A 24,360-nucleotide genomic window follows, 5' to 3' on the forward strand; every position below is an offset into this window, starting at 1 on the left:
GGGAGCTGGAGTTCCGGATGTTGGCGGTGGCCCCGGAGGCTCAGGGCCGCGGGGTGGCCCGTGCCATGGTGCGCCACATTGTTGCCGGCGCGGCCGCCCGTCCAGAAATCCGAGCCGTGGCCCTCTGCAGCCTGAAGTCCATGGGTGCTGCGCACGCGCTCTACGAATCAGAAGGTTTTATCAGGGTTCCGGACCGTGATTTCGTCCTGGATATTCCAGCCAAGCGTGAGACGTTCCCGTTCTTCATCAGAGAGGTGTGATTCCACAGTGTCCGCAACGTTTACCGTCCTCACCGTCTGTACAGGCAACATCTGCCGTTCCCCAGCTATGGAGAGGCTGCTCGTTCAGCTCTTCCGCGACGAGCCTGATATTGAGGTGATCTCGGGAGGAACCTACGCCCACGATGGTGAAGACATGCAGGAGCCCATGAAGCGGCGTGTGGCAGAATACGGCGCCAATGTTGACGACTTCGAAGCCCAGCAGGTCACACCCTCAGCAATCAAGGGTGCGGACCTGATCCTCTCGGCCACGCGGGTGCATATTGAGGACATGGCCGCCGAGGTGCCTGATGCGCGTGCGCGAATGTTCACCATGCCGGAGTTCGGACGGCTGCTGCGAACCCTGGACCGCGCAGACCTCGGCGACGCCGCAGGTCAGGACACCACAGCAGCGCAGACGTTGGCAGCCCTCGTTCCCCAAGTTGACCAGGCACGCCGCAGTGCTGGTGCTGCGACTCGTGAAGACGACGTCGTCGACCCGTATATGCTCCCGGAGTCGGTTTATGACACCTCGTTCGGGCAGATTCGGGAGTCGGTGGAGGTACTGGCGCAGGCTTTGCGGTTGTCAGAGTGAACTGAGCCCGAACGTCTGCAGAACCAGGGGGAAGGCGAGGAAAGCCACGGCGTCGAGCAGGAAATGCGCGATGACCAGCGGCATCACCCGCCCGTATTTCAGATAAACGGCTGCGAAGATCACGCCCATCAGCGCATTGCCGATTCCTGGCCCGAACCCCTGATACAGGTGGTAGGCGCCGCGCAGCAGGGCCGTGGCTGTCACTAGGATCCAGACGGCGGATGGGCCCCGGGCCTGTGCGCTTGCCAGCTGCGGCCAGATCCGGCGTGCCCGGTCAAAGAGGTAGGCAATCATGATGACCTCCTCGAGGAGAGAGTGCCGCAGTGCGGCCAGCAGAAGCACCGGAGCGCTCCACCAGTACTCTGTGACGTCGGCTGGGATGATCTGGGTGGTGAGGCCGAGGGTCCGGCCAGCGAAATACACCGCCAAGGTGCCTAGCCCGATGAGCGTGAACAGGCCTGCGCCTATGGCCCAATCTCTTCCAGGGCGGCGGAAGTCCAATCCCCAGCGGCGGAACGGGTTGTCTCCGTGAAGGAAGACTAAGTAAATCACTAGCGCCACGGGTGCCAACGCGAACACCGAATCCAACACCTGGAAGCTGAAGTCGTAGAACTCCTCCCGGGAGCGGGAGCGTTGAACAGTGGCGGTCTGGTCCGCCAGCGGAGCGATGCTCAGCCGTTCAGCGAGGTTGAGCACTGCATAGATGGCGCTGCGCCCCAAGGACAGCGCCAACACGATCCCGACCTCCCACCCATAGAAACGGCGGTCGGCGGTGGGTGCTGTCATGCAAGAAGTGTAGAGAACAGAGAAGCCGGCCCGTTAACACGGACCGGCTTCTCTACACGTGGATCAGAGGATCAGTGGTCCTCGTCCTTGTCTTTCTTCTCGACCACCAGTGTTTCGGTGGTCAGCACCAGCGCTGCGATGGAGGCGGCGTTCTGCAGGGCAGAACGGGTCACCTTCACCGGGTCGATGACGCCGTCGCTGATCAGGTCACCGTAGGCGCCTGTCTTGGCGTTGAACCCGTGATTGGGTTCGAGCTCAGCGACCTTGGAGGCCACGACGAAACCGTCTTCGCCGGCATTCTGAGCGATCCAACGCAGCGGCTGAATGAGAGCCCGCTTGACGATGCCCACTGCAGCTGCGGCGTCGCCGGTCAATGCAGTGACGTCGGCGTCCTCGTCCAGAACGGAGAGGGCGTTGATGAGGGCGGTACCGCCACCAGCAACGATGCCTTCCTCCAGAGCGGCCCGGGTGGAGGACACTGCGTCCTCAATCCGGTGCTTGCGCTCCTTCAGCTCCACCTCGGTAGCAGCACCGACGCGGATGACGCTCACGCCACCGGCCAGTTTGGCCAGCCGCTCCTGCAGCTTCTCGCGGTCCCATTCGGAGTCGCTGGCTTCGACCTGAGACTTGATCAGCGCAACGCGGGAGTCGACGTCGTCCTTGGAACCGGCACCGTCCACGATGGTGGTCTCGTCCTTGGTGACTGTCACACGGCGTGCAGTGCCCAAGTCATCCAGGCCCACCTGGTCCAGCTTCAGGCCCAGGTCCTGGGTGATGACAGTGGCACCAGTAAGGGTTGCGATGTCTTCCAGCATGGCTTTGCGGCGGTCACCGAAACCGGGAGCCTTCACGGCTACGGCGTTGAGGGTGCCGCGCAGCTTGTTGACCACCAGGGTGGAGAGGGCCTCGCCCTCGACATCCTCAGCGATGATGAACAGTGGCTTCTTGGACTGCAGCACCTTCTCCAGCACGGGGAGGAACTCCTGCATATTGGAGATCTTGCCCTGGTGGATGAGGATCAGGGGATCTTCCAGCACAGCTTCCTGACGCTCAGCGTCAGTGACGAAGTGTGGGGAGAGGAAGCCCTTGTCGAACTGCATACCCTCGGTGATGTCCAGCTCCGTGGATGTGGTGGAACCTTCCTCGATGGTGATGACACCATCAGCACCCACAGCATCGAACGCGCGGGCCAGCAGATCGCCGACCTCGTCGTTCTGCGCGGAGATTGCGCCCACATAGGCGACCTCCTGCTGTCCGGAGACCTCGCGTGAGTTCTCCCGCAGGCGCCGTGTCACGGCGTCGACGGAGACCTCAATGCCGCGCTTGATCTCGCTGGGAGCGGCACCGGCGGCCACATTGCGGAGGCCTTCCTTCACCAGCGCCTGTGCGAGCACAGTGGCGGTGGTGGTGCCGTCGCCGGCGACGTCGTTGGTTTTGGTGGCGACCTCTTTGGCCAGCTGGGCTCCGAGGTTCTCATAGGGGTCGTCGAGCTCCACCTCACGGGCGATGGTCACGCCGTCGTTTGTGATGGTGGGCGCGCCCCAGGACTTGTCTAGCACGACGTTGCGGCCACGTGGGCCCAACGTCACCTTGACGGTGTCGGCGAGCTTGTTGATGCCTGTTTCCAGTGCCTTGCGGGCGGCATCATCATAAAGCAGCTCTTTTGCCATATGTTTTTACTCCTTAGAGAGTCGAGCGGTGGGTTTTTACTTCTCGACCTTGGCCAGTACGTCGCGAGCGTTGAGCACCAGGTACTCTTCGCCGCCAACTTTGACCTCGGTGCCACCGAACTTGGAGTAGATGACTACGTCACCTTCTGCAACGTCTACTGGCAGGCGCTCGCCGGCGTCGGACACTTTGCCCGGGCCTACTGCGACAACTTCGCCCTCCTGGGGCTTTTCCTTAGCGGTGTCCGGGATGACCAGACCGGAAGCGGTGGTCTGCTCAGCTTCCAGGGGGCGGACAACAATACGATCCTCGAGGGGCTTAATGGAGACTGACACGTCAGTTCTCTCCTTTGCTGAAGTTGAATCTTCTCTTGGCTGATACCGAGCACGACGACGCCGCGCTCGGTCTTCTTGTTGCTCGCCTTGGGAGTGACCAACCGTCGTCGCGGGAGCCGGAGGTCTCCTTCAGGCTTCATGGTCCTAGTCGGTTGACGGCCGTCCAGAACTTAGCACCCGAGTACATCGAGTGCTAACAGCACTATAGAACGGGCATTAGCACTCAATCAAGCAGAGTGCTAAAAAGTGTCGACTACCGCTGCCGCCAAAGGGTGACTGTTCCGGGGTCGCGGTGGCGCTTCAGTCGGAGAATGCGCCGGGGGCGGCCTTACGGTGAAGCCCGAAACGGAACCCCAACCCGGCGGCCACCACAATCGCTGCTCCGAACACCCAGCCGGAGAGGGCGAATGCATGGGTCCCGGAAAGCATCACACCAATGGTGCAACCCAACCCAATCATGGCACCCCAGCCAAGAAGAATTCCACCGGCGAAAGCCGTGCTGGAGTTGAATACTGTGGCCTTTTCCAAGCGGACTCTGCGGCCCGGCAGGGCTGCCGCTAGGGAGGCAAGGGCAATTCCTAAGATCAGCCAGCCATTGGTGGTGATGGTGTGTGTCACCACGGCCACGCACCCGGCCAGGCGCTCGTCGAGCCCCGGCATGAACTGATCCAGCCAGCCTGCCTCAGTCATGCCGGTCCTGCTCAGTGAGGAGATTTGCTGGGTGACTCCCAAGGGCTGGTCCTTGTAGTACGCCAGTATCGCCAGGAGCCCCACTCCGGTGCCAGTGGCCAGTGCCGGCCATCGCTTGAAGAACACCACCCTGCGCAACTCGGTGGCATCGACAGTGCGGTTCCCGCGGCCCTGCACCTGCGGGTTCCAGCGCAGCAGCCATACACCGATCGCGACCAGTGCCCCGAGTTGGAGCAGCACCGCAAGTACGTACCCGTTGCCGGCAGGTAACCACGGAACGGGTGCGCCCAGGATGAAGTGAGAGTACATAAAGTCCCAGTTGAGGAAACCCAGGCCGAAGCCGACCACGACTCCGCACAGCGCCGGTATAGACCGTAGGTGACCTTCCGGCAGCCGGTAGAGGTGACCGGCTATGCACCCTCCGGAGAGCACCATTCCCAAGCCGAAGGCGAGTCCGGCGATTACCAGGGCGGCCGAAACCGGCGCAATATGCGCATCTGCTGGGATATTGTCCCCGCGTGGTGTGGGGACGCGGGTGGAGAAGATTGCCGCATACCCGATCATGCCGACGGCAATCGAGACCAGGATGGCGTACATTCCTCTGCTGTTTTTCTTTTCGAACAGGTCACGGAACACACAGAAGAAGCAGTACCGACCGCGTTCGAAGAGAATGCCCAGACCTGCGCCGATCAGCAGCATCAGAGCGGCGTTGGACCCGCCCAGTCCCTCACCGTCAGTCGCGGCCAGGTACCCGGCCAGGCCCAGCAGCAGTGCGGCCACGGCTACGGCCACTGCGGTGCGGATGGTGTCCGCTCTGGTCCAACCAAGCTCTCGGTCGGGCCTCACCTGAACTGTCATGAAGGATCAGTCTCCGGACTGACCCCACAGGCCTGCCCGCTGGCCTGAGGTGTTCGCCACGGGAACGCCCACGCTGTTGCCCCATTCGGACCAGGACCCGTCATAGACCTTGACCTCTTCGCCCAGAATCTGGCTCAGCGCGTACCAGGTGTGCGAGGCGCGCTCGCCGATGCGGCAGTAAGCGATCGTCGGGTTGTCGAAGTTCACTCCGGCGTCCTCGTAGAGGGCCCGGATCTCTTCAGCGGGCAAGAACTCGCCGGTCTCTTCGTCAACGATCTGCGTCCAGGTGACGTTGATTGAGCCGGGGATGTGGCCCCAGATGGCCGCACCTTCTCCCTGGAAGATGTCTGGATCCACACCGATTTCTCCTGTGTGCTCCTCAGCGGAGCGGATGTCCACCAGGTTGACCGCGGCCGCAGCCTCCCCGCCGGCCTCAGCGTTCTCTTCTGCGAGCTCCAGCACCTCCGGCTGGAAGGCGCGAATATCGTGGTTCTGCGCTTCTGCTTCGAAGTTTCCTGCGGGGACTGCGGGAACCTCCTCCACAAGTTCGCGTTCGTCGTAGAGCTCCCACTTGTGCAGACCGCCGTCGAGCAGCTTCACGTCTTCGACTCCGTAGAGATTGAAAACCCAGGAGGCGTAGGCGGCGAACCAGTTGTTGTTGTCTCCGTAAAGCACCACGGTGCTGTCATCGTTGATGCCGAGCGACTGGGCGAGTTCGGTGAACTCATCCGCGGAGATGAACTCTCGAGTGTTCGGCTGAGTGAATTCTTCCGACCACTCCACGTACTGGGCCTGGGGGATATGCGCCTCGGAGTAGGGGGTCAGATCAGAGTTCGGGAGGTTCTCAGAGACGTCGAGCAGCACAATGCCCTGCTCATGGAGGTCACCCTCGTCGAGGCGCTCGGCAAGCCAATCAGTGGTGGCTAGCGGTTCATCAGTGTGGACGTCGTCGAACCCACGGTTTTCACCCGGTATTTCCACATCAGTGACCGTGGCAGCGGCCTCACCAGCTGTGGTTCCGGAACCAGTAGTAGGAGTCTCGGCGCCGTCGTTGGTTGAATTGGCTACTACGAAGCCTGCAGTCCCGGCTAGGGCTGCGGTGGCGATGACAGCAATCGCGGTCTTGCCCGCTGCGCCCTTCCGTGTCCCTGTGGATGTGGGCGGTGTTGTCTCTTCAGTGCTCATCAGGCGGCCTTTCGCATGCGGTGGAGGATTCCCACACCACTATGCGGCATTATCTTCAAGCGCAGCGAAAATAAGTTCATATATGTTCATATTCAGTGTTCATGTCCACAGAGCAGTTGCCTGGAGCCCTGCCCGCCCGCCCTGGCGCGGAGTGTCTCGGGATACGGGGAACTTGCGCTCAGATCAGCTCAGTTCCCCATATCCCGAGACGCTCTTTGAGGGGAACCGATTAGATCCCGGCGCCGCTATGGCGCGTTGCCTGGGTCCTGCTCAAGCTTCGACACAATCCGGCGGATGCGCCGCTGGCGCAGAGTCGTCGTTTCGGCAGTGACTACCTGGTGGATCAGCTGATACTTGGCTGTCTTGCCCATGGCGTTGAAGCTCAGTGCTGCCTGTGGATGCTCCTGAAGAGCGTGGGCCAGGTCATCTGGCAGCTCCATCGCGGCCTGGCCCGCATAGGCCCCAGCCCAGCGACCATCTGCCTTCGCTCGATCGACTTCGGCTTTGCCTCGCGGGCGCATCCTGCCCGCGGCCGTGAGCTTTTCAACCAGCGCGACGTTGCGCTGGGACCACATGGAACGGCGCCGGCGAGGAGTGAAGTGCTGCAGAAACGTCACGTCATCGATGCGGTTGCGACGTCCGTCGATCCAACCGCTGCACAGAGCTTCCTCGAGGGCCTGTGCGTACGTGAGAGAGGTGGGGGTGGTCACGCCCTTCTTGGCCAGTACCAGCTTCACGCCGGCGGATGCGTCCTCGTGGGCGTTGAGCCAAGCCCGCCACTCAGCAACATCGCGGACATGGAGCCGGTCCTCATCGTTCACGCCGCCGACTCCTTCGCGTGCTCTGCGCTGACGATGGTCGTGGTATCCGGACCAGAGGGCGGACTCGTGGCGTCGCTGAGGCGCCCAGAGAACTCAGCGGCTGCATTCAGAAGCGGCTCGGGGCCCACCAGGGTGAAGGGTGTGTCGAAGCGCAGGATCCAAGCCAGCAGCCCGGCCCACGACCACGAGCCGGCTGTCACCCGGCAGGACTGCTCATCAAGAACTTCAAGGTGCCCATCGCCGATCCACGGTGCGACGTCGCGCGATGGCAGGTTGAGCACGAACGTTCCCTGCACCGGCCAACGGTCGCCTTCTGCTGAACCCTTCATTCTGGAGGCCAGGAAGGTCACTGCATCGGATTCTGGAAGTGGCCGGTGATCGAAGTGTGCACCGTGGGGCAGACGCATGGCCATGCGGTCGATACGGAAGATCCGCCAGTCCTGGCGTTCTTGGTCCCAGGCAATGAGATACCAATGGCTTGACCTCAAGACGAGGTGATGCGGTTCCACACGCCGCCGAGTCGCTTCGCCGTTCGCCTGCGCGCTGTAGTCGAATCGGAGCGTTCTCCTCTGATTCACGGCATGACTCACCGCCTCCAACGCGGCAGGGTCCGCGGTCGGCTGGCTCGCCGAGGTGGTGAATCGCAGACCGTCAAGGCGGTGACGGAGTCGATGGGGCATGGTCTGGCGGAGTGTGGCGAGCGCGCGCGAGGCTGCTTCCTGGATGGCTGCGCCGGTGGAAGGTGCGCTCTGGAGTGCGAGCGCGATCGCGACGGCCTGCTCGTCGTCGAAAAGCAGAGGCGGCAGCTGTGACCCGGCGGCCAAGCGGTAACCGCCTTCAGGTCCCTTGGTCGATTGTATGGAGTAGCCGAGGTCGCGCAGCCGCTCCACGTCACGGCGCACGGTGCGCGGCGTGACCTCGAGGCGGGCCGCCAACACGGGGCCGGGCCACTCCCTTCGGAGCTGCAGCAGAGACAGCAGGGAGAGCATCCGGGAAGAGTTTCCGGTCATGTTCTCAGTCTCCCACGCTAAGCGGACCGAATCTGTCCTCTTAGGGCGCCAGGATGGTCTCACGGCACTTCGCCGTCACTAAAGCGATTACAGGGAGGCACATCATGAGCATCACCACCACGACCCACCTGAACTTTCGGGGCACCGCACGGCAAGCACTGGAGTTTTACCAGACAGTCTTCGGAGGTGTCGTCGCAACCATGACTTATGGAGATTTCGGCATGCCGGCGGAGGCTGCGGACGCGAGCAAAGTCGTCTTCGGGAGGCTTGAAAGTGACAACGGTTTCCGGATTATGGCCTTCGACGTTCCAGGCGGAGGCAGTGCGGACAATCGCCCGCAGGCGGGAATGACGCGCCGGGAACATGGCATGACGTTCACCGATCAGACGTTCTTCCAGTCCCTGCAGGCTCAGAGCCTCGACGAACTCTCGGCATATTGGGAGGCGCTCGCTGAGGGAGGGGAGGTCATCGAGCCTCTGGCAGCTTCACCGTGGAGCGCCGGCTTCGGGATGGTGACCGACCGATTCGGTGTCACCTGGGTGCTCGACGTTCAGTCCGAGGAGGACTAGCAGGCCGAGTAGTCGCATGGGGAGGAAGCAGCGCGTCTCGGGATGTAGGAAACTCGCACTCAGATTGGCTGAGTTCCCCACATCCCGAGACGCACTATCCGGTGGGGCACTATCCGGCGGGGGCGCTATAAGAGGTCAACGGTGCGCGGCCTGGGGCTCTGCGTTATGGTCAGCAATCCGGTGCCGAGTAGACTGGCACAGGCTCGGCACCGAGCCGCTGTGAACCACTCCGAGAGGCCCCACTTTGAGCCACATCCATGACGAGGGACACGACCCCTTCGCCCTGGTCGGTCTGACCTATGATGACGTGCTGCTGCTGCCCGGTGAGACTGATGTCCTGCCCTCTGATGCGGACACCTCCACCAGGCTGACCCGCAATATCCAGCTCTCAGCGCCTGTAGTGTCGGCTGCGATGGACACTGTCACCGAGGCGCCCATGGCGATCGGTCTGGCCCGACTGGGCGGCATAGGCATCATTCACCGCAACCTCTCCATTGAGGATCAGGTCAAGCAGGTGGATCAGGTCAAACGCTCCGAGTCAGGGATGATCTCCGATCCGGTGACCATCCGCCCAGATGCGACCATCGCGGAACTGGACGAGATCTGCGGCCACTACCGGATCTCCGGGCTGCCGGTGGTCGATGAGCGCGGCACTCTGGTCGGCATCATCACCAACCGCGACATTCGCTTCATCCCTGATGCCGAGTACCCCACGCTCACCGTGCGGGAGAAGATGACTCGGGTGCCGCTGGTGACCGCCAAGGAAGGCATTTCCAATGATGAGGTGCTGCGGATCTTCAGCGAGCACCGGATTGAGAAGCTGCCGCTGGTGGACGACGACGGCCGACTCACCGGGCTCATCACCATCAAAGACTTCGATAAGGCCGACAAATATCCCCAGGCCACCAAGGACGATGAGGGCCGCCTCCGGGTGGGAGCCGCTGTAGGGTTCTTCGGCGATGGATACGAGCGCGCCATGAACCTCATCGAGGCGGGCGTGGACGTGCTGGTGGTGGACACCGCCAACGGTCACACCCGGGGTGTGCTTGACATGATCGCCAAACTGAAGGCCGATCCGGCGGCGGCGGGAACAGACGTCATCGGCGGGCAGGCTGCTACCAGGCAGGCGGCGTCCGCACTCGTCGAGGCAGGGGCGGACGCGATCAAGGTTGGTGTCGGGCCCGGCTCTATCTGCACCACACGCGTGGTGGCGGGGGTGGGCGTGCCCCAAGTGACGGCCATCTATGAGTCGGCCAAGGCAGCGATTCCGGCCGGTGTGCCGGTGATCGCAGACGGCGGTCTGCAGCATCCTGGTGATATCGGCAAGGCTCTCCTCGCCGGAGCGGATTCTGTGATGCTGGGATCTCTCCTGGCTGGCGCTGCGGAATCTCCCGGTGACCTGGTGTTCTACAACGGAAAACAGTTCAAGGCATACCGCGGTATGGGATCGCTGGGTGCCATGCAGTCCCGTGGCAAGAACACCAGTTATTCGAAAGACCGCTACTTCCAGGCCGATGTACCAAGCGATGAGAAGCTCATCCCCGAGGGGATCGAAGGTCAAGTGCCCTACCGCGGTCCACTTTCGGCGGTGCTTCACCAGCTCACCGGCGGACTGCGCCAGACGATGTTCTACGTCGGCGCGCATTCGATCCCTGAGCTGAAGGCCAAGGGCAAGTTTGTCCGCATCACCACTGCAGGGCTCAAGGAATCCCACCCGCATGATGTGATGATGACCGTCGAATCTCCAAACTATCGGGGTAAGTAAGGAAGCGCATCAGTGAACGAAATCCCTATCGGATTGGCCAAATCCGGACGCCGCGCCTGGGCGCTCGACGACGTCAACATCACCCCTTCACGCCGAACCCGCAGTCCGCAGGATGTGTCTCTGGACTGGCGGATCGATGCGTACAACTTCTCCATGCCTGTCATTGGTGCCCCGATGGACTCGGTGATGTCACCGGCTACGGCCATTGCGTTGGGCCAACTCGGCGGTCTCGGCGTCCTCAACTTGGAGGGCCTGTGGACCCGCTACGAGAATCCTGAGCCAGTGTTGGAAGAGATCGCCCACCTGGACGCACGGGAGATTTCCCCGGTCAACACTCGCCGGTTGCAGGAACTGTACTCAGAACCAATCAAGGCGGAACTGATCAAGGCCCGGCTGGCAGAGATACGCGCTGCCGGCGTCGTCGTTTCTGGGTCGCTGACTCCGCAGAACACCCAGGAGTTCTACCAGACGGTGGTGGACGCCGGGGTGGATATGTTCGTCATTCGCGGCACCACAGTGTCAGCGGAGCATGTGTCTGAGTCGCAGGATCCGTTGAACCTCAAGGATTTCATCTATGAGCTCGACGTTCCCGTGATCGTGGGTGGAGCCGCCGGGTACACCCCTGCGCTGCACCTGATGCGCACTGGTGCTGCCGGCGTGCTCGTCGGGTTCGGTGGAGGGAGCGCGACGACGACGCACCGCGCCTTAGGCATTCGGGTTCCGATGGCCACCGCCATCAGCGATATCGCCGCTGCTCGCCGGGACTACCTGGATGAGTCGGGCGGGCGGTACGTGCATGTCATTGCAGACGGCGGCCTAGGATCCTCCGGTGACATCGTGAAGGCGCTCGCCATGGGCGCAGATGCGGTCATGCTCGGCGCCACACTGGCTCGTGCCGAGGAGGCACCTGGCCAGGGCTGGCACTGGGGATTGGAAGCGGTGCACCCGAACTTCCCGCGGGGCCACCGCACCCGGGTGGGAACTGTCGGCTCCTTGGAAGAGGTGCTGCTGGGTCCGGGGCACCACACCGACGGATCGTCGAATCTCATGGGTGGCCTGCGCCATGCCATGGCGTCCTGCGGCTACGTGGAACTGAAGCCTTTCCAGCGAGTGTCGGCGACGGTGTCCCCTTCGGGAAAGATCTGAGGACCCGCTAGGCTTTGTCGCGCCGCCAGAGGACGTAGCCGGCGGTGGCGATCAGCACCAGGCCGCCTATGACAGCTGTGATCAGTGCCCAGGGGCTCCCCGCGTCGCTGCCAGAGGTCTGTTCGGAATCCGCGGTGTCAGAGTCCGTGGTCTCAGCGTCTGGGCTGGCAGGAGCGTTGTCCCCATCCCTTTCGGTGTCTTCGTCCTCGCCATCCTCAGCAGTGGCCTCGGTCTCGCCCTCGGGCCCGGCCACGGAGTCGGGGATCGGCCAGACGTTGCGGTCGGAGAAGGCGGCGTCAGACTCGTCGACGCCCGGATCGCCGGGCTCCAGGGAGGAGCCGTCGGGACTGAGCGCGAACGGGGTCCACGCCACCACCCCCTCAGATTCCGCTGTGGCCACCAAGCCGTAGATGCCCTTGTAGTCGACCTCCTCGCCGCGCACCACGGTCCGCCAGGGCATAGTTCCCGGCGTCATCCCCAGACCGTCACTTGCGGGCTCTGTCGTCAGGAAGATGGCGTCCTCACCGCCGGGGGGCAGCAGCCACAGGTCGGTGCGTTCCTCGCCGCTGGCGGTCTGCAGGGTGAATGTCTCATCAACTGGTATGACGGGTGCGTCTTCGTTGATGCTCACCAGCCCGTAGGTCTGTTCCGTCAGCGCTTCCAGGGTGGGTGGTTCGCTGGTGGGCTCGACGTTTTCGCTGAAGTCCGGGACCGGCCACTGCTCACCGGGGCTGCCCCCGAGCTCTCCGCCGTCCTCGCCGATCACCGGGTAGCTGCTCCAGGTGATCAGATCCCCGGTGGACTCGTCTAGAGCGACGAACGCGTACCAGCCGCTGGAGGGGACCTCCGGGCTGGGCAGCGTGACCTCGATCAGTTCCACTTCTTGCTCGGTGGCGGTCTCCGCACCGGGATTGGTGTAGATGTCCGATTCGGTCTCGCCGGTGCCGATGAGGACCGGGTCACCGCCCTCTGGGGCATGCGCCCAGACCTCTACTGTGTCGGGGATGTTGAAGTGCTCAGCGGCGAGCATCAGCTCAAGTGCCTCATCGGTTGGGAAGGTGGCCACGCCTTCGGCTAGGAATATCCCGCCGTAGGTGTCTGAGCTCAGTGGTGTCTCCTCGTCGGCGTGGGCCGACGCGGGTGAGATCAGCGCGACGACGCCGACCACCCCTAGGGCAGACAACAGTCGGGTCTGTGCCATGGTGAAGAGCTCCTCGAATGGTCGTTTGACGCTGAGCCTAACAACGAGCTCCCCGCCACGGCCACGGTTGATTCGTTTTTGACCCGCTGCTCGGAGCGCCGCGGTGGGAGGAAGAATGTCAGTGCCAGCATCAAAGATCTAGTTTTAGATGTTATCTTGGTTACATCCGAGCACGCCGGACAGCAGGGCGTGAAGATGAATGACTGCTGGAGTATTCGATCGTGTCGACCATGATCGCTCGTCAGACCGGGAGGCCCATATGTCAACGACTTACCAGACGGTTAATCCGTCAACTGCGAAAGTCACCGCTGAGTATCCGACCGCAAGCGATGCGGAGGTCTCGGAGGCAGTTGCCGCAGCGCACCGCGGTTACCGGTCCTGGCGTGCTACTCCCTTGGAGGATCGCGTCGCCGTGCTTCACCGTGCAGCCGCGATCTACCGAGAGCGCGCCCACGAGCTGGCTGAACTCATCACGGCAGAAATGGGCAAGCCGCTCAAGCAGGCCAAGGGAGAGATCGCAGTGTCGGCTGAGATATTTGACTACTACGCCACACACGCCGGGGAGTTCCTCCAGCCGCAGGAGCTTCCCGTGGATTCCGGCTCAGCGGAAGTGCATATGCAGCCTATCGGTGTGCTGGTGGGCATCATGCCGTGGAACTACCCGCACTATCAGGTGGCCCGCTTCGCTGCGCCGAACCTGGCACTGGGCAACACCATCCTGCTGAAGCACGCTGCCAACTGCCCCCAGTCGGCCCTGGCCATTGAGGATATTCTTCGCCAGGCAGGTCTCCCAGAGGATGCCTACATCAACATTTTCGCCACTCACGCTCAGCTCTCGGAGGTGATCGCTGATCCTCGGGTCCAGGGGGTATCCCTCACGGGAAGTGAGAAGGCCGGAGCGATCGTCGCCGAACAGTGTGGACGCCATCTGAAGAAGGTCGTGCTGGAGCTGGGCGGAAGCGATCCCTTCATTGTTCTGGACTCAGAGGACCTCGCTGCCACCGCCCGCCAGGCTGTCTCCGGACGCCTATCGAACGCTGGTCAGGCCTGCACCTCACCCAAACGGCTGATCGTCGTTGAATCTGCCTACGACGCATTCGTGGATGAGGTACAGCAGCGCCTGGAACGGACCACGGTGGGAGACCCGGCGCAGTCGGGCACTGCTGTGGGACCTTTATCCTCGGCTTCGGCCAGAGCTGACCTCGTCGAACAGCTCGACGACGCGGTGGCCCACGGGGCTGCCCTGCGCATGGGCGGGGAGCCCACAGGGGAGGGGTTCTTCCTCACCCCCGCCCTGCTCACTGACCTCAATAGAGACTGCCGCCTCTGGTACGAAGAAGCATTCGGACCCGTGGTGATGGTCTACAAGGTGGCTGATGAGGACGAAGCAGTTGAACTGGCCAATGACTCACCCTACGGGCTGGGCGCTGCGGTGTTCGGCACAGATCCTGCGCAGACCGAACGGGTTGCCCAACGGCTGGAGACCGGTATGGTCTTCATCAACAGCAACACCGATTCGGAAGCGAATCTGCCCTTCGGCGGAGTGAAACGTTCCGGCTTCGGCCGTGAGCTGGGGCCGCTCGGAATTGAAGAGTTCGCGAACAAGAAGTTGGTTCGCCGAGTCTGAGTGACCACACCAAGCAGGATCAGCACACCAGGTATCCAGGAGACGCTCGTGACCCTCACCGATGATCACAGTTTTGGGTCCGATCCCTCTTCGGCTGCACGGTCCAGCTCAGGTGGGTCACAGGGGTTGCGTCAGCACATCTATCGCGCCCTTCCCGAAATCGACCGCGCCGAGGCCATTGTGACCAGGCTGCGCGACTCCATGTCGCTGGGTCTGCTCCGCGAAGGCGACAGACTCCCCAGCGAGGTGGAGATGGCGGAGTCATTCGGGGTCTCACCCACTACGGTCCGCGAGGCTCTGTCAGCTTTGCGTTCCAAAGGGTTGGTCGAAACCCGGCGCGGTCGCAGCGGGGGGACGTTCGTCGTTTCACTGCCGGCTTCTTCGGTGCCGATGATGCGCCAACGCTTGGAAGGCCTCAGCGTCGTGCAGCTGCGCGATATGGGCGATCACCGCTCAGCAATCTCTGCTGCCTCGATTCAACTGGCGGCAACGCGTGCGGTCGATTCGGACCTCCACGCGATCGAGCGGCTCGTTGAGGCCTTCGAACGTGCTGACGGGACCCACACTCTCGCCCGAGCCGATAGCAGGATATGGCTGGAAATAGCAGTGAGTGCCCAGTCCCGACGGCTGCTTGTGGCGCAGCTGCACCTGCAGCTGGAGTCATCCGAGCTGCTATGGGCTCCGCTGGGAAGTCCGCGGAGCAAGAGCTCGGTTCTGCCGTACTTCGGGCAAATGATGGAGGCCCTGCATCGACGCGATCGTGAGGCCGCCGCGAGTGCTGTGGCCCAACGCATCCAAGATGACACTTTCCACATGATCGATCAGAAACTGACTCTCGCCCTGCATGAAGGTTCGAAGGATGACAACCATGCCCGTTGAAGACGAAATCCGCCGCTTCGCGCACTCGCTAGCCGAAGACCTCGATAGTCTGTTTGCCGATCTCGAGGCGGCTGCGGCGTTAGTGCTGAGTCGGCTTGGGGCGGAGAACTCTCACTCTCTGCGCTGGGGACCGTTCGCGCCGGACCAGTTGCGAATGATGGAGGCTGAGGCGGACGGTCTGCTTGAACGTCATGCACTCGTCTACGGTGCGGGGATCATCTTCGATCCAGACCGCATCGTCTCGCCCGAGCAGCTGATTCCTTGGCGGGTACGGGGTGCCACGGGAGCCGCAGAAGCTTACGGGTTCGACTTCGACGAACACTCCCGGGACTATTACGACTTTATGCAGCTTCCATGGTTCGCTGAGCCGAAGGCTACTGGTGAGCCGAAGATGACCGCACCCTACGTGGACTTTCTGGGGGTCGATGAATATATCCTGACCGCTGCGGTGCCCTTCGCCGATGATCATGGTTTCGTCGGCGTCGCCGGATCAGACATTGAGGTCAGCACCCTCGAACAGGTGATGATGCGAGAAGCTAAGAACGTTTCCGGCCGTTTTGTGCTGTTGGGAGCTCAGGGCCGGATCGTCTGCTCAACGACGGCGCGCTTCCTCCCCGGTGAGCTGCTGGAGCAGAATGCCGGAAGCGGGCATCACCTGGAGCTGCCCACCCGGGTGCCGACGCTCAGCCTGTACTGGGAGTGAGCGAAGCACGTGAGCGCGCCGCGTCCAGGAAAGCCCTGAAGAACGCGAGCCGGTCTGTCTCCGACCCGTCATCGTCTTCGGGATGCCACTGAACCCCTACGATCCAGGTGTTGTCGATGCGTTCAGTGCCTTCCACCACCCCGTCGTCGGCGATGGCGGCTACTCGCAGACCCTCACCGACAGTTTCCACTGCCTGGTGATGTCCGCTCCGCACCGTAAGCCGTTCGCGGCCGAAGATCTCACGGACCTTGGTGCCTGGCTGAAGCGTGAGCGTCTCATTCAGAAAACTGGGTTCGCCCTTCTGCCCGTGGTGCAGTGCTGAGGGTTGGATATCGGAGATGATGGTCCCACCGCAGGCCACATTGAGGATCTGCGATCCCCTGCAGACAGCCAGAAGCGTGGCGTCGTTGTCGATGGCCCAGCGAGTGATGGCCAGCTGGCGAGTGTCGGAGACGGGGTCGCGACCGTACTCATTGGCCATTGGGCCGCTGCGTCCGTAGAACCTCGGGTCGATATCGCCCCCACCCAGCATCAGGACACCGTCGGCCGCTGCCAGCACGTCAAAGTCCGGCTCTTCACTGGCGGCGTCGATCAGGTGGATTCGCGCACCCAAATCCTGCAGTGTGCGCAGCGTCACAGCGGTAAAACGGCGCAGCAACTGGTGCGTCTCAAGGCTCTGGCCCGGCAGGTTGAGCTGAGCGACCACGACAATCTCCACATCAGCCTCAGCCGACGCCGCCGCTGGGGGCATCACATCGTCACGGGTGAGGACAGGCGTCTCCTGGGCTGACATGTTTACGAGACCTCCTGATTGTGCGTGATGGTGGCAGCGAGAGCGCGATGGTGATGGGCGGCTGCGACGATCCAGTCGAAGAGTGCCTTGTCCCCAGGGTGGTGCTGTGCGCGGTCCTCTGGGTGCCACTGTACGGCCACTATATTGTGCTCGGGGTCTTCAATCGCCTCCACGCATCCATCCTCGGCCCGGGAAACCACCTGCAGCCCTCGGCCGATCTCACCGACAGCCTGGTGGTGGTAACTCGACACATCGATAGTGGTGTTACCGCTGAGCGCACGTGCCAGGCGGCTTTCAGACGAGATGCGCACCTCGTGGACGGTGTCGATATGCTCTTGCGGATCCGTGGGCCAGTGCTGGATCAGGGTGCCTCCGCGTTCGACGTTCCACAGTTGCATACCGCGGCAGATCAGCAGTGCGGGGAGTCCCAGGGACTCCGCGGCGTGGATGGCTCGGGCATCAGCGTCGTCCTGCCCCGAGAAGTCGGTCAGCGTCAGCTGCTCCTCAGGATGCTGACCATAGCGAGCCGGGTCAATGTCTGAACCCCCTGGGAGAACCACGCCATCCAGCAGGTCCCAATCGGTGAACTCCGCACCGGGGAAAATCATCAGCGGCTGGCCGCCGGCACGGATGATGGCCTCCAGCACGGCGTTGGCGACCACAGATCCCGAGTAGCGCAGTCCATGGATCGATCGTGAGGACATGGCCGGTACCCCGATGCGCGGGCGAGTCGTCAGAGAGATCACCGTCATGAGGGCCTTCCTGTCAGGATGTCCGCCGGAAACGCTAGCTGAGGCATCCACCGGTTCCAGGCCTGCTGAAGTTCTCCGGAGTCGATGAGTCGGCTGAGCGCAGCGTTCAGGCTTTCAAGGAGCTCCGGTCTGTCTTTGGCTACTCCCACGCCCCAGGCGTTCTGCGTCGGAGAGGTGAAGGCAATATCGAAGTCTGGATCCTCACCCAGGGGGACCGTCACAACGTCGTCGTCGACCATTGCGTCGACGCTGCCGTTGCGGACTGCGGTGATCATATCGCCGAAGACGTCGTCAGAGGCAGTGAACGCAACCGTGATCGCGCCGGGAAATGTCTCCGCCAGCTGCATATTCGCACTGCCGGCTATCGCAGCGACCCGCCTTCCGGAGAAGTCGCCGGGTCCCCGAGCAGGGTCACCGGCGCGGACCAGAACGGACTCGTCGAAGATCGCGTAGGGACGAGTGAAGTCCAGCTGCTCCTGCCGGGAGGGAATAATGCCCTGGCCACACCAGACGGCATCGGCTTCGTGCCGCTGGACCATTGGGATCATGGTGTCCCAGGAAGTGATCATCCATGTCGGCTCGAGGCCCAACTCCTGAGCCACCATCGCAGCTACTTCGGGCTCATACCCGGTGCGGGTCCGCCCGCCGTCAGGGGAGAGGTCGAACAGAGGCGGGGCGTGCGAGTCGATACACGCGAGTTTCAGATCATTCATCACGGAATTGCCTGCCAATACTGCTTGTACTCCCACTCGGTGACGGCGCCGCAGTAGCGGGCCCACTCATCGGTCTTAAGCTCCAGATAGAGCGAAGCCATCTCCTCGGGAAGTGTGCTCTGGATATAGTCATCGGCCTTGAAAGCGTCAAGGGCATCACCGAGTGTCATCGGCAGAGCCTCACCTGAGGCCCCTGGTGCCGGAGGCTCGATGCGGTTGCCGATTCCGTCAGCCATCGCAGCCAGCAGGAGGGAGTGGGACAGGTAGGGGTTAACCGATGCGTCAGGGATGCGCATCTCTGCCCTGCCGTTGGCGGAGATCCGGACGGAGCTGCCGCGATCATCCAGTCCCCAGTTGGCCTCAGCCGGCGCAAACTGACCTGGGTCCCAGAATCGCTTGTAGGAGTTGACTGTGCTGGACATGACCAGCATCATGCCGGCGGCGTGCTTGAGAATACCGCCGATTGCCCAGCGGCCAAGCTGCGACATGTGCAGTTCCTCAACCCCGTTGATGACGAAGGTGTTGTTGCCCTCTGCATCCCACAGACTGATGTTGTGGTGACATCCGTTGCCCATTGAACCGAGGTAGGGCTTCGGCATGAAGCTTGCTTCCACATTGAACTCCCGAGCCACCTGCGCGCAGATCTGGCGGTACGTCACGAGGCGGTCTGCGGTGAGCTCAGCGTCGTCGAAATTCCAATTGCACTCGATCTGGCCCTGGTCCTCGTAGTCTGTTTCGATCATGTCGAAGCCGAGGCTGGTGGCATACTCCTGGATCCGCTTATATATGGGGCGCATGCCCTCCAAGTTTTCGACCTGGTAGGCCGGGGAATGACCCGGAATCAGGACTGGCTTGATGGAATCGCCGTGCCAGGTCATTTCGGGTTCCGTGCCGGTCTTCATCGTCAGACCGAATGTGTCCTTCATCAGCTGGTGCGTACGCAATAGGTTCGCACGGGAATCGGTGCCCAACGGCCTGCCACCAATACCGGGTAGGTGAGGCGGTTCGTAGGTGGTGCAGAAGATCCGGCCGACCTCGCCGTCCCAGGGATACTGTTCGAACGTTTCAGCCACCGGAAGTGCCACAAACTCTTTGGCGGTGATCCCACCTATGAGGTTGCCGAAGACATCACTCTGCAGATCCGAGATAGCGGTCCTGTGGAAGTTGATGCCGCGCTCGAGGTTCCGCACGATGTGCCGAGCCGGCACCATCTTGGCCACCGTGCGGGACTTCAGGGTGGGAATCGTGTAATAGATGTACTTGACCCCGGATCGGGCGATCTGCTCGGTGATGCGTTCCACCGTCTCTTCGGAGAGGTTCGAACTCTGGTGACGTTGGAATGCCTCACGGTCCGCCAGTGCTGACTGAATGCCCTCCTTGAAAATGCTGGTCAGGCTCTGCCCGGCGGTGCGACTTGCCTGAGACAGCTGGTGGAGCAGTGGCTCATGGCCGGAGGGAAGATCGGTTTCGATGTGTGTTGCAGTCATGATGGTTCCCATCTCGATGGTGTGGCAGCTCAGCTTGTGGTCAGCTGTACCGGGGTGAGCTCAGCGATTGGTTCTCTGAGGTGTTTTCGCAGTTGGATGATGCGGCCTGGTGGCAAGCCGAGGGTCACCAGACCGACCACAGTTTCTTCACGGACGTAGGCGACGGCGACGCCGTCCTCAATGGCAGCGAGGCTGCCTTCGATGACTCTGCATTCGGTTCCGTAGTGAGGTGCGCCGACTCCTTGGACGCGTACTCCGAAGACATCGCTCCAGAAACTGGGGATAGCGGAGTACGGAGCCGGGAGTTCTGCTTCGGTGAGTTCGGCGACTAAGCTTTTCGCCGCCGTTTTAGCTGTGTCGATGGCGCCCTGCCAGTGTTCCACGCGACGGGGCAAGCCCCCTGTCCACGGGTCCGGGTAGCGGGCCACGTCTCCTACGGCCACGGCGGCATGGGCTCCGCGCACCCGGAGATGGTTGTCAACATTCACTCCGTCCGTCAGGTCCAGGTCGTTGACCTGAAGCCATTCGGTGTTGGGGATGGACCCGACGGCTTCGACGATGACATCAGCGTTCATCTCGGTGCCGTCAGTGAGTCGTACACCGGCGGCGCGCAGGCCACCGTCATCATCCGGCGCTGAACGGAACTCCTGGATGACGCTTCCGGTGTGCATCTGCACCCCGCGCAACAGCAGCCAGTCACGGACCGCAGCGGAGACCGTGGGTCCCAGCGCGCGGTGCATGGGTCCGTTGGAACCTTCTACCAGGTGGACGTCACACCCTAGGCTCAGGGCAGTAGCCGCCACCTCGCAGCCGACGAAACCGCAACCGACGACGAGCACTTTGGTCCCCGGGGTGAGCTGTTGCCGGAGGGTGAGTGCGTCGTCCAGGGTCCGCACCGCGTAGCGTCCTGAGGCAGGCCCCGGTAGGTGAAGTCGGCGGGGGCGGATACCGGTGGCGATGACTAGGCCGGCATAGGTCAGCTTTTCTCCCGACGCTAAGGTGATTGTCTTATCGATGAGATTGCTGGCTACCACGGCTTCCCCCAGGCGGAAGGTGAGCGACGCGGCTGATGCGCGCTGGCGCAGCAGCACGGAAGACAGCGCCTCCTCAGGTTGGTGCTTGGAGGCCAGCACCTCTTTGGAAAGCGGCGGCCGGTTGTACGGCGGGTGGAGTTCATCTCCGATGAGAAGAATGTCCCCCTGCCACCCAGCGCCGCGCAGCTGCTCGGCAGCTCGCAGTCCGCCCATTGAGGCGCCTACCACGATGATGCGTTGCGGTTGAACCTGAACAGCCACGTCAGATCACTGTTCTCCCTTAAGGAAGATGGCCTGCACGGGGCAGACATCAATGGCATCTTCGATGTATTCGAGCTCGTCGTCAGAAAAGTCTTCTTTGTACTGCAGGACTCCGTCGTCGTCCATGGTGAAGTTGTCCGGCGCTGCGATGGCGCACTGCCCATGGTTGTCGCAGATGTTCCTGTCGACCCAGATCTTCATGCGATGTGTCCTTTCCACGTGGGGGCTGAGCTCCAGCTTCTGCGGAGCTCGGGCGATGAGCTCTAGCCTTGGTTCTGCGAGGTGTTGTCTCGTTTGTCGAAAGCGATCCTCAGCCGGACGGGACCGGTATTGCCGGAGTCGGGCATCCATTCGTCCCCGCCGTCGACGACTCGCAGGTTCGTGATGCGAGCTGCCAGTGCCGGTAGGGCGGCCTGCATATCTGAGCGGGCGACGAAATGGCCCAAACAGTGGTGGACGCCTCCACCGAAGGCGTAGTGCGGCTTTCGCTCAGCTTCCAAATTGATTCGTGTGGGGTCTGAGAACACCTCAGGGTCGGTTCCTGACGCGTAGGTGAACATATGGACTGTGTCGCCCGGCTGGAACTTCAAGTCCTTATGCTCGAACGCCTCCGCCACTTCACGTGTCACCCACCGTGTTGTTGGGTTGACTCGCAGCGACTCTTCCACTGCAGCTTCAGCCAGCTCAGCCGGACGGGAGGCCAGAAGCTCCCATTGGTGGGGTTGGCGAATGAAGGACTGCATCGCCAGACCGAGCTGATTACGGGTGGTATCCATTCCGCCGAAGATCAGTAGGACCAGAAGATTCTGCAGCTGAGCGTCACTGAGGCTGTCTCCGTCCCGGTTGGCGTCAACCAGGCGGGTCACGAAGTCATCTTTGGGGTTCTGTTGGCGATCAGAGATCAGCTTGTCCGCATAGCGGTGCAGCTCCTCAAGGGCCGCGTCGATCTCTTCGATCTCCTGTTTGATGTTCACGCCCAGGGCGGCGCCGACGGTGGAGGCAAGCCGGTTGATGATGGGCCACTCGTCCTCATCGATACCGAGCATGATGCACAGCACTCGGGTCGCGAACGGTGCTGCGAAACCCTCGACGAACTCAACTTCACCGTCGTCGATCCACTGGTCTATGAGCTCCTCGGCGAGCTCATCAAAACGATGCCCCAGAGCCTTGATCTTCCGCGGGGAGAATGCCGGATTGGCCAGGCGCCGTATCCGGTGGTGGTCCTCACCTTCCAGGACCAGCAGGTTTCGGGCCCACCAATCGTGAAACAGTCCGTCGTGCACCCCGTGGTGCTGAGGCCACTTGGCCGAGCCCTGGATCATGCGAGGGCTCTTCATCAGTGTGGACACGTCGGCATAGGCCAGGACTGCGATGCCGTAGTTGGTGCGTGCGTACCAGTGAGCATCACGGGCGTCGCGGACGGCTTCGGAGGCCATGGCGAAGTCCGTATGAGAAATGTCCAGGTAGGGGACCTCTGCGGCTGTGGTCGTCATGACGGTTCTCCTATCGACGTGAGGGATGAGCGAGTCGGCGCGTGGCTTGCCTGTGTAAGCTGCGTCACCCTGTGTGAGTAAGAATACTAACAGGATTGTAGGTATATGCAATCCCCGATCATTTTCCGGATTGCACTGCAGCGACGCCGGGGGGAGATTGCCAACGGTCTCGCTGAAAATGCCGGAATCACCGCGATTCCTGTGCAAATCACTGTGAATTAGGAGTAGGCGAAACGGGCAATGGCAAGAGATCTCGAGATTTCGTTACCAAAATGTGACCGCAATCACAGCATCCGGGGCTTAGAGTTTTATCAACCAAACCCAGAGGTTTAGGTGTCAATCTCAGTCACACCCCTACGGCTCGCATGAGGGGAGGGTGTGACGCGGCGATGGAGGGATTACCGATGGAAATCTTAGGTGAAATCATCATATATATAATGATGATATCTCTTTTAATTGGAGCTGGAGCTCATATAATCCGCCCCACTTCACAGCTCGGCCTAGAATTCAAAGAAGGAATTCTGATGATGGGTCATATTTTTATACCCATCGCAGGAATCATGACCCTTATCCCGGTGATCGTGCCGGCTATCAACACTGTGGTTGCGCCGGTCTACTCAGCGATGCACTCGGATGCCGCCATTGCCACGAGCACCTTCATTCCCAGTGATTTGGGCGCCTACCACCTGGCCTACGAGGTTGCCGATGGGCACGGCGCGTGGATACTCGCCTTCACCGTCAGCCTGACGGCAGGAGCAACGATTGCCTTCTGCATTCCAGTGGGCCTGTCAATCCTTGAGAAGCGCGACCACAAATACCTCGCTCTGGGTGTGATGTCAGGTTTCCTCGCCATCCCCTTCGCCTCCCTATTCATGGCCATCATCCTGCTTCAGAGCGGTGTCCCGCTTCGTGAGGGAGTGGATGCGACGGGACCAGGAACCCGTCCATTCGACCTGAGCTACGGTGAGGTTTTGCTGAACCTGATACCGCTGGCAATCATGATGGGCCTATTGTCCTTGGCTTTGCGCTTCTTCACCCAGAAAATGATCGCAGCATTCCTCTTCTTCGGACGCTTCCTGCAGATCATCACCACCGCCGCTGTCGCGCTGTCGGTGGCAGAATACTTCACAGGCGCCTTTTCAACCATCTTTGGCGGCTGGCCACTTGCTCCGTTTATTGCTGACGCGGAGGACCAGTTCAGGGCTCTGGAGATTGTTGGTTACATCGCGGTCATGCTCGCCGGAGCATTCCCTCTCATTTACATGATTCGCAAGCTCCTTGCGGCACCTCTGGAGGTAGCCGGTCGCAGAATCGGCATCTCGGAGGCGGGTATCGCTGGCTTCCTGGCGACAATGGCCAATGCCGTAGCGCTTTTCCAGCTTGTCCGCCTGATGCCGCCCAAGGACAAGGTGCTCACGATCGCATTCATGGTCTGTGCTGCCTTCGCCGTTGGCGATTACCTCGCGTTCACAGCCACATTCCAACCGAACATGATTGTCACCATGGTGGTCGGAAAGTTGGCAGGAGGCCTGCTCGCTGTGGTCTTCGCCATCTGGTTGGCGCTGCCGTACGCCCGTCGTCTGGAACTCCAGGACCAGGAAGAGGATCTCCGCGCCCAGGAGCATGCGGAAGTGAATGAAACGGCCGCAGACCTTGAGGCAACAGTCTTGGAAACGGGCGCTCCCCCTGTAGGTCGTGGCAAGGAATGGGGTCAGGTGCCGTAGGCGGGATC

General features: G+C 61.8%; 24 protein-coding genes. 9 read left to right on the forward strand and 15 right to left on the reverse strand.

The features are described 5' to 3' along the window. The coding region (locus tag FH975_RS10315) for a GNAT family N-acetyltransferase (protein WP_162321277.1) at positions 1 to 260 on the forward strand (260 nt) is incomplete at its 5' end. Between the two features lie 7 nt (positions 261 to 267). Beyond that, positions 268 to 852 (forward strand): arsenate reductase/protein-tyrosine-phosphatase family protein, encoded by a 585-nt coding sequence (locus FH975_RS10320; RefSeq protein WP_162321278.1) that lies wholly within the window; start codon positions 268 to 270, stop codon positions 850 to 852. On the opposite strand, the gene FH975_RS10325 is transcribed toward FH975_RS10320, so the two are convergent. From FH975_RS10325 to FH975_RS10355, 7 genes are all read right to left on the reverse strand, one after another. Continuing rightward, positions 844 to 1,638, reverse strand: a complete 795-nt coding sequence (locus FH975_RS10325; RefSeq protein WP_162321279.1) for a CPBP family intramembrane glutamic endopeptidase — start codon at positions 1,636 to 1,638, stop codon at positions 844 to 846. The genes FH975_RS10320 and FH975_RS10325 overlap by 9 nt on opposite strands. A gap of 71 nt (positions 1,639 to 1,709) precedes the next feature. After that, positions 1,710 to 3,308, reverse strand: a complete 1,599-nt coding sequence (groL, locus tag FH975_RS10330) for a chaperonin GroEL (protein WP_153078913.1) — start codon at positions 3,306 to 3,308, stop codon at positions 1,710 to 1,712. A gap of 36 nt (positions 3,309 to 3,344) precedes the next feature. Then, positions 3,345 to 3,641: a co-chaperone GroES gene (groES, locus tag FH975_RS10335; protein ID WP_119901963.1), complete on the reverse strand. Its 297-nt coding sequence runs from the start codon at positions 3,639 to 3,641 to the stop codon at positions 3,345 to 3,347. Between the two features lie 300 nt (positions 3,642 to 3,941). Further along, positions 3,942 to 5,189, reverse strand: coding sequence for a YeeE/YedE family protein (locus tag FH975_RS10340; RefSeq protein ID WP_162321280.1), 1,248 nt, complete (start codon positions 5,187 to 5,189; stop codon positions 3,942 to 3,944). Between the two features lie 6 nt (positions 5,190 to 5,195). Next, positions 5,196 to 6,374: a sulfurtransferase gene (locus FH975_RS10345; RefSeq protein ID WP_162321281.1), complete on the reverse strand. Its 1,179-nt coding sequence runs from the start codon at positions 6,372 to 6,374 to the stop codon at positions 5,196 to 5,198. Positions 6,375 to 6,619: 245 nt separating this feature from the next. Further along, positions 6,620 to 7,195 (reverse strand): YdeI/OmpD-associated family protein, encoded by a 576-nt coding sequence (locus FH975_RS10350; RefSeq protein ID WP_162321282.1) that lies wholly within the window; start codon positions 7,193 to 7,195, stop codon positions 6,620 to 6,622. Beyond that, entirely contained in the window at positions 7,192 to 8,205 is a 1,014-nt protein-coding gene (locus tag FH975_RS10355) for a helix-turn-helix transcriptional regulator (RefSeq protein ID WP_162321283.1), read from the reverse strand. Before FH975_RS10355 ends, FH975_RS10350 begins: the two co-directional genes overlap by 4 nt. Positions 8,206 to 8,309: 104 nt before the next feature. Here FH975_RS10355 and FH975_RS10360 point away from each other — a divergent pair, with 104 nt between their 5' ends. The 3 genes from FH975_RS10360 (at position 8,310) to FH975_RS10370 (ending at position 11,685) form a co-directional block, all read left to right on the forward strand. Further along, the gene (locus FH975_RS10360) at positions 8,310 to 8,774 is read left to right on the forward strand and encodes a VOC family protein (RefSeq protein ID WP_162321284.1); all 465 of its coding nucleotides are present in this window, start codon (positions 8,310 to 8,312) and stop codon (positions 8,772 to 8,774) included. 244 nt (positions 8,775 to 9,018) lie between these two features. Next, positions 9,019 to 10,539 (forward strand): IMP dehydrogenase, encoded by a 1,521-nt coding sequence (guaB, locus tag FH975_RS10365; RefSeq protein WP_202923176.1) that lies wholly within the window; start codon positions 9,019 to 9,021, stop codon positions 10,537 to 10,539. A 12-nt stretch (positions 10,540 to 10,551) separates the two neighbouring features. Next, positions 10,552 to 11,685: a GuaB3 family IMP dehydrogenase-related protein gene (locus tag FH975_RS10370; RefSeq protein WP_153078907.1), complete on the forward strand. Its 1,134-nt coding sequence runs from the start codon at positions 10,552 to 10,554 to the stop codon at positions 11,683 to 11,685. Positions 11,686 to 11,692: 7 nt separating this feature from the next. On the opposite strand, the gene FH975_RS10375 is transcribed toward FH975_RS10370, so the two are convergent. Then, entirely contained in the window at positions 11,693 to 12,886 is a 1,194-nt protein-coding gene (locus tag FH975_RS10375) for a hypothetical protein (protein WP_162321285.1), read from the reverse strand. A 259-nt stretch (positions 12,887 to 13,145) separates the two neighbouring features. Here FH975_RS10375 and FH975_RS10380 point away from each other — a divergent pair, with 259 nt between their 5' ends. From FH975_RS10380 to FH975_RS10390, 3 genes are read left to right on the forward strand one after another with little or no spacing between them, the layout of a single operon-like run. After that, positions 13,146 to 14,513, forward strand: a complete 1,368-nt coding sequence (locus tag FH975_RS10380) for an NAD-dependent succinate-semialdehyde dehydrogenase (protein ID WP_162321286.1) — start codon at positions 13,146 to 13,148, stop codon at positions 14,511 to 14,513. A 48-nt stretch (positions 14,514 to 14,561) separates the two neighbouring features. Continuing rightward, positions 14,562 to 15,392 (forward strand): FadR/GntR family transcriptional regulator, encoded by an 831-nt coding sequence (locus FH975_RS10385; protein ID WP_153078904.1) that lies wholly within the window; start codon positions 14,562 to 14,564, stop codon positions 15,390 to 15,392. Beyond that, positions 15,382 to 16,095 carry a cache domain-containing protein gene (locus FH975_RS10390; RefSeq protein ID WP_162321287.1) on the forward strand — a complete coding sequence of 238 codons (714 nt, stop codon included), beginning with the start codon at positions 15,382 to 15,384 and terminating at the stop codon, positions 16,093 to 16,095. The genes FH975_RS10385 and FH975_RS10390 overlap by 11 nt, the downstream gene beginning before the upstream one ends. Here the strand turns inward: FH975_RS10390 and FH975_RS10395 are convergent. The 7 genes from FH975_RS10395 to FH975_RS10425 form a co-directional block, all read right to left on the reverse strand. Then, positions 16,076 to 16,888 (reverse strand): gamma-glutamyl-gamma-aminobutyrate hydrolase family protein, encoded by an 813-nt coding sequence (locus tag FH975_RS10395; RefSeq protein ID WP_162321288.1) that lies wholly within the window; start codon positions 16,886 to 16,888, stop codon positions 16,076 to 16,078. The two genes, FH975_RS10390 and FH975_RS10395, sit on opposite strands and share 20 nt — an antisense overlap. A gap of 2 nt (positions 16,889 to 16,890) precedes the next feature. Then, positions 16,891 to 17,640: a gamma-glutamyl-gamma-aminobutyrate hydrolase family protein gene (locus tag FH975_RS10400; RefSeq protein ID WP_162321289.1), complete on the reverse strand. Its 750-nt coding sequence runs from the start codon at positions 17,638 to 17,640 to the stop codon at positions 16,891 to 16,893. Then, a complete protein-coding gene (locus FH975_RS10405; RefSeq protein ID WP_162321290.1) occupies positions 17,637 to 18,353 on the reverse strand; it encodes a substrate-binding periplasmic protein in 717 nt (238 codons plus the stop codon). The genes FH975_RS10400 and FH975_RS10405 overlap by 4 nt, the downstream gene beginning before the upstream one ends. Then, positions 18,353 to 19,840 carry a glutamine synthetase family protein gene (locus FH975_RS10410; protein ID WP_162321291.1) on the reverse strand — a complete coding sequence of 496 codons (1,488 nt, stop codon included), beginning with the start codon at positions 19,838 to 19,840 and terminating at the stop codon, positions 18,353 to 18,355. Before FH975_RS10410 ends, FH975_RS10405 begins: the two co-directional genes overlap by 1 nt. Positions 19,841 to 19,869: 29 nt before the next feature. Next, entirely contained in the window at positions 19,870 to 21,135 is a 1,266-nt protein-coding gene (locus FH975_RS10415) for an NAD(P)/FAD-dependent oxidoreductase (RefSeq protein ID WP_202923177.1), read from the reverse strand. 6 nt (positions 21,136 to 21,141) lie between these two features. Beyond that, a complete protein-coding gene (locus FH975_RS10420; RefSeq protein ID WP_153078898.1) occupies positions 21,142 to 21,336 on the reverse strand; it encodes a ferredoxin in 195 nt (64 codons plus the stop codon). 62 nt (positions 21,337 to 21,398) lie between these two features. Further along, entirely contained in the window at positions 21,399 to 22,628 is a 1,230-nt protein-coding gene (locus FH975_RS10425; protein ID WP_153078897.1) for a cytochrome P450, read from the reverse strand. Positions 22,629 to 23,032: 404 nt separating this feature from the next. Between FH975_RS10425 and FH975_RS10430 the strand changes: the two genes are divergently transcribed. After that, complete coding sequence (locus FH975_RS10430; RefSeq protein WP_268896718.1) at positions 23,033 to 24,352, forward strand: ethanolamine utilization protein EutH; 1,320 nt, start codon at positions 23,033 to 23,035, stop codon at positions 24,350 to 24,352. Positions 24,353 to 24,360: the final 8 nt, after the last annotated feature.

The sequence above is a fragment of the Nesterenkonia haasae genome, assembly GCF_010119385.1.
Classification (GTDB): Bacteria; Actinomycetota; Actinomycetes; order Actinomycetales; family Micrococcaceae; genus Nesterenkonia; species Nesterenkonia haasae.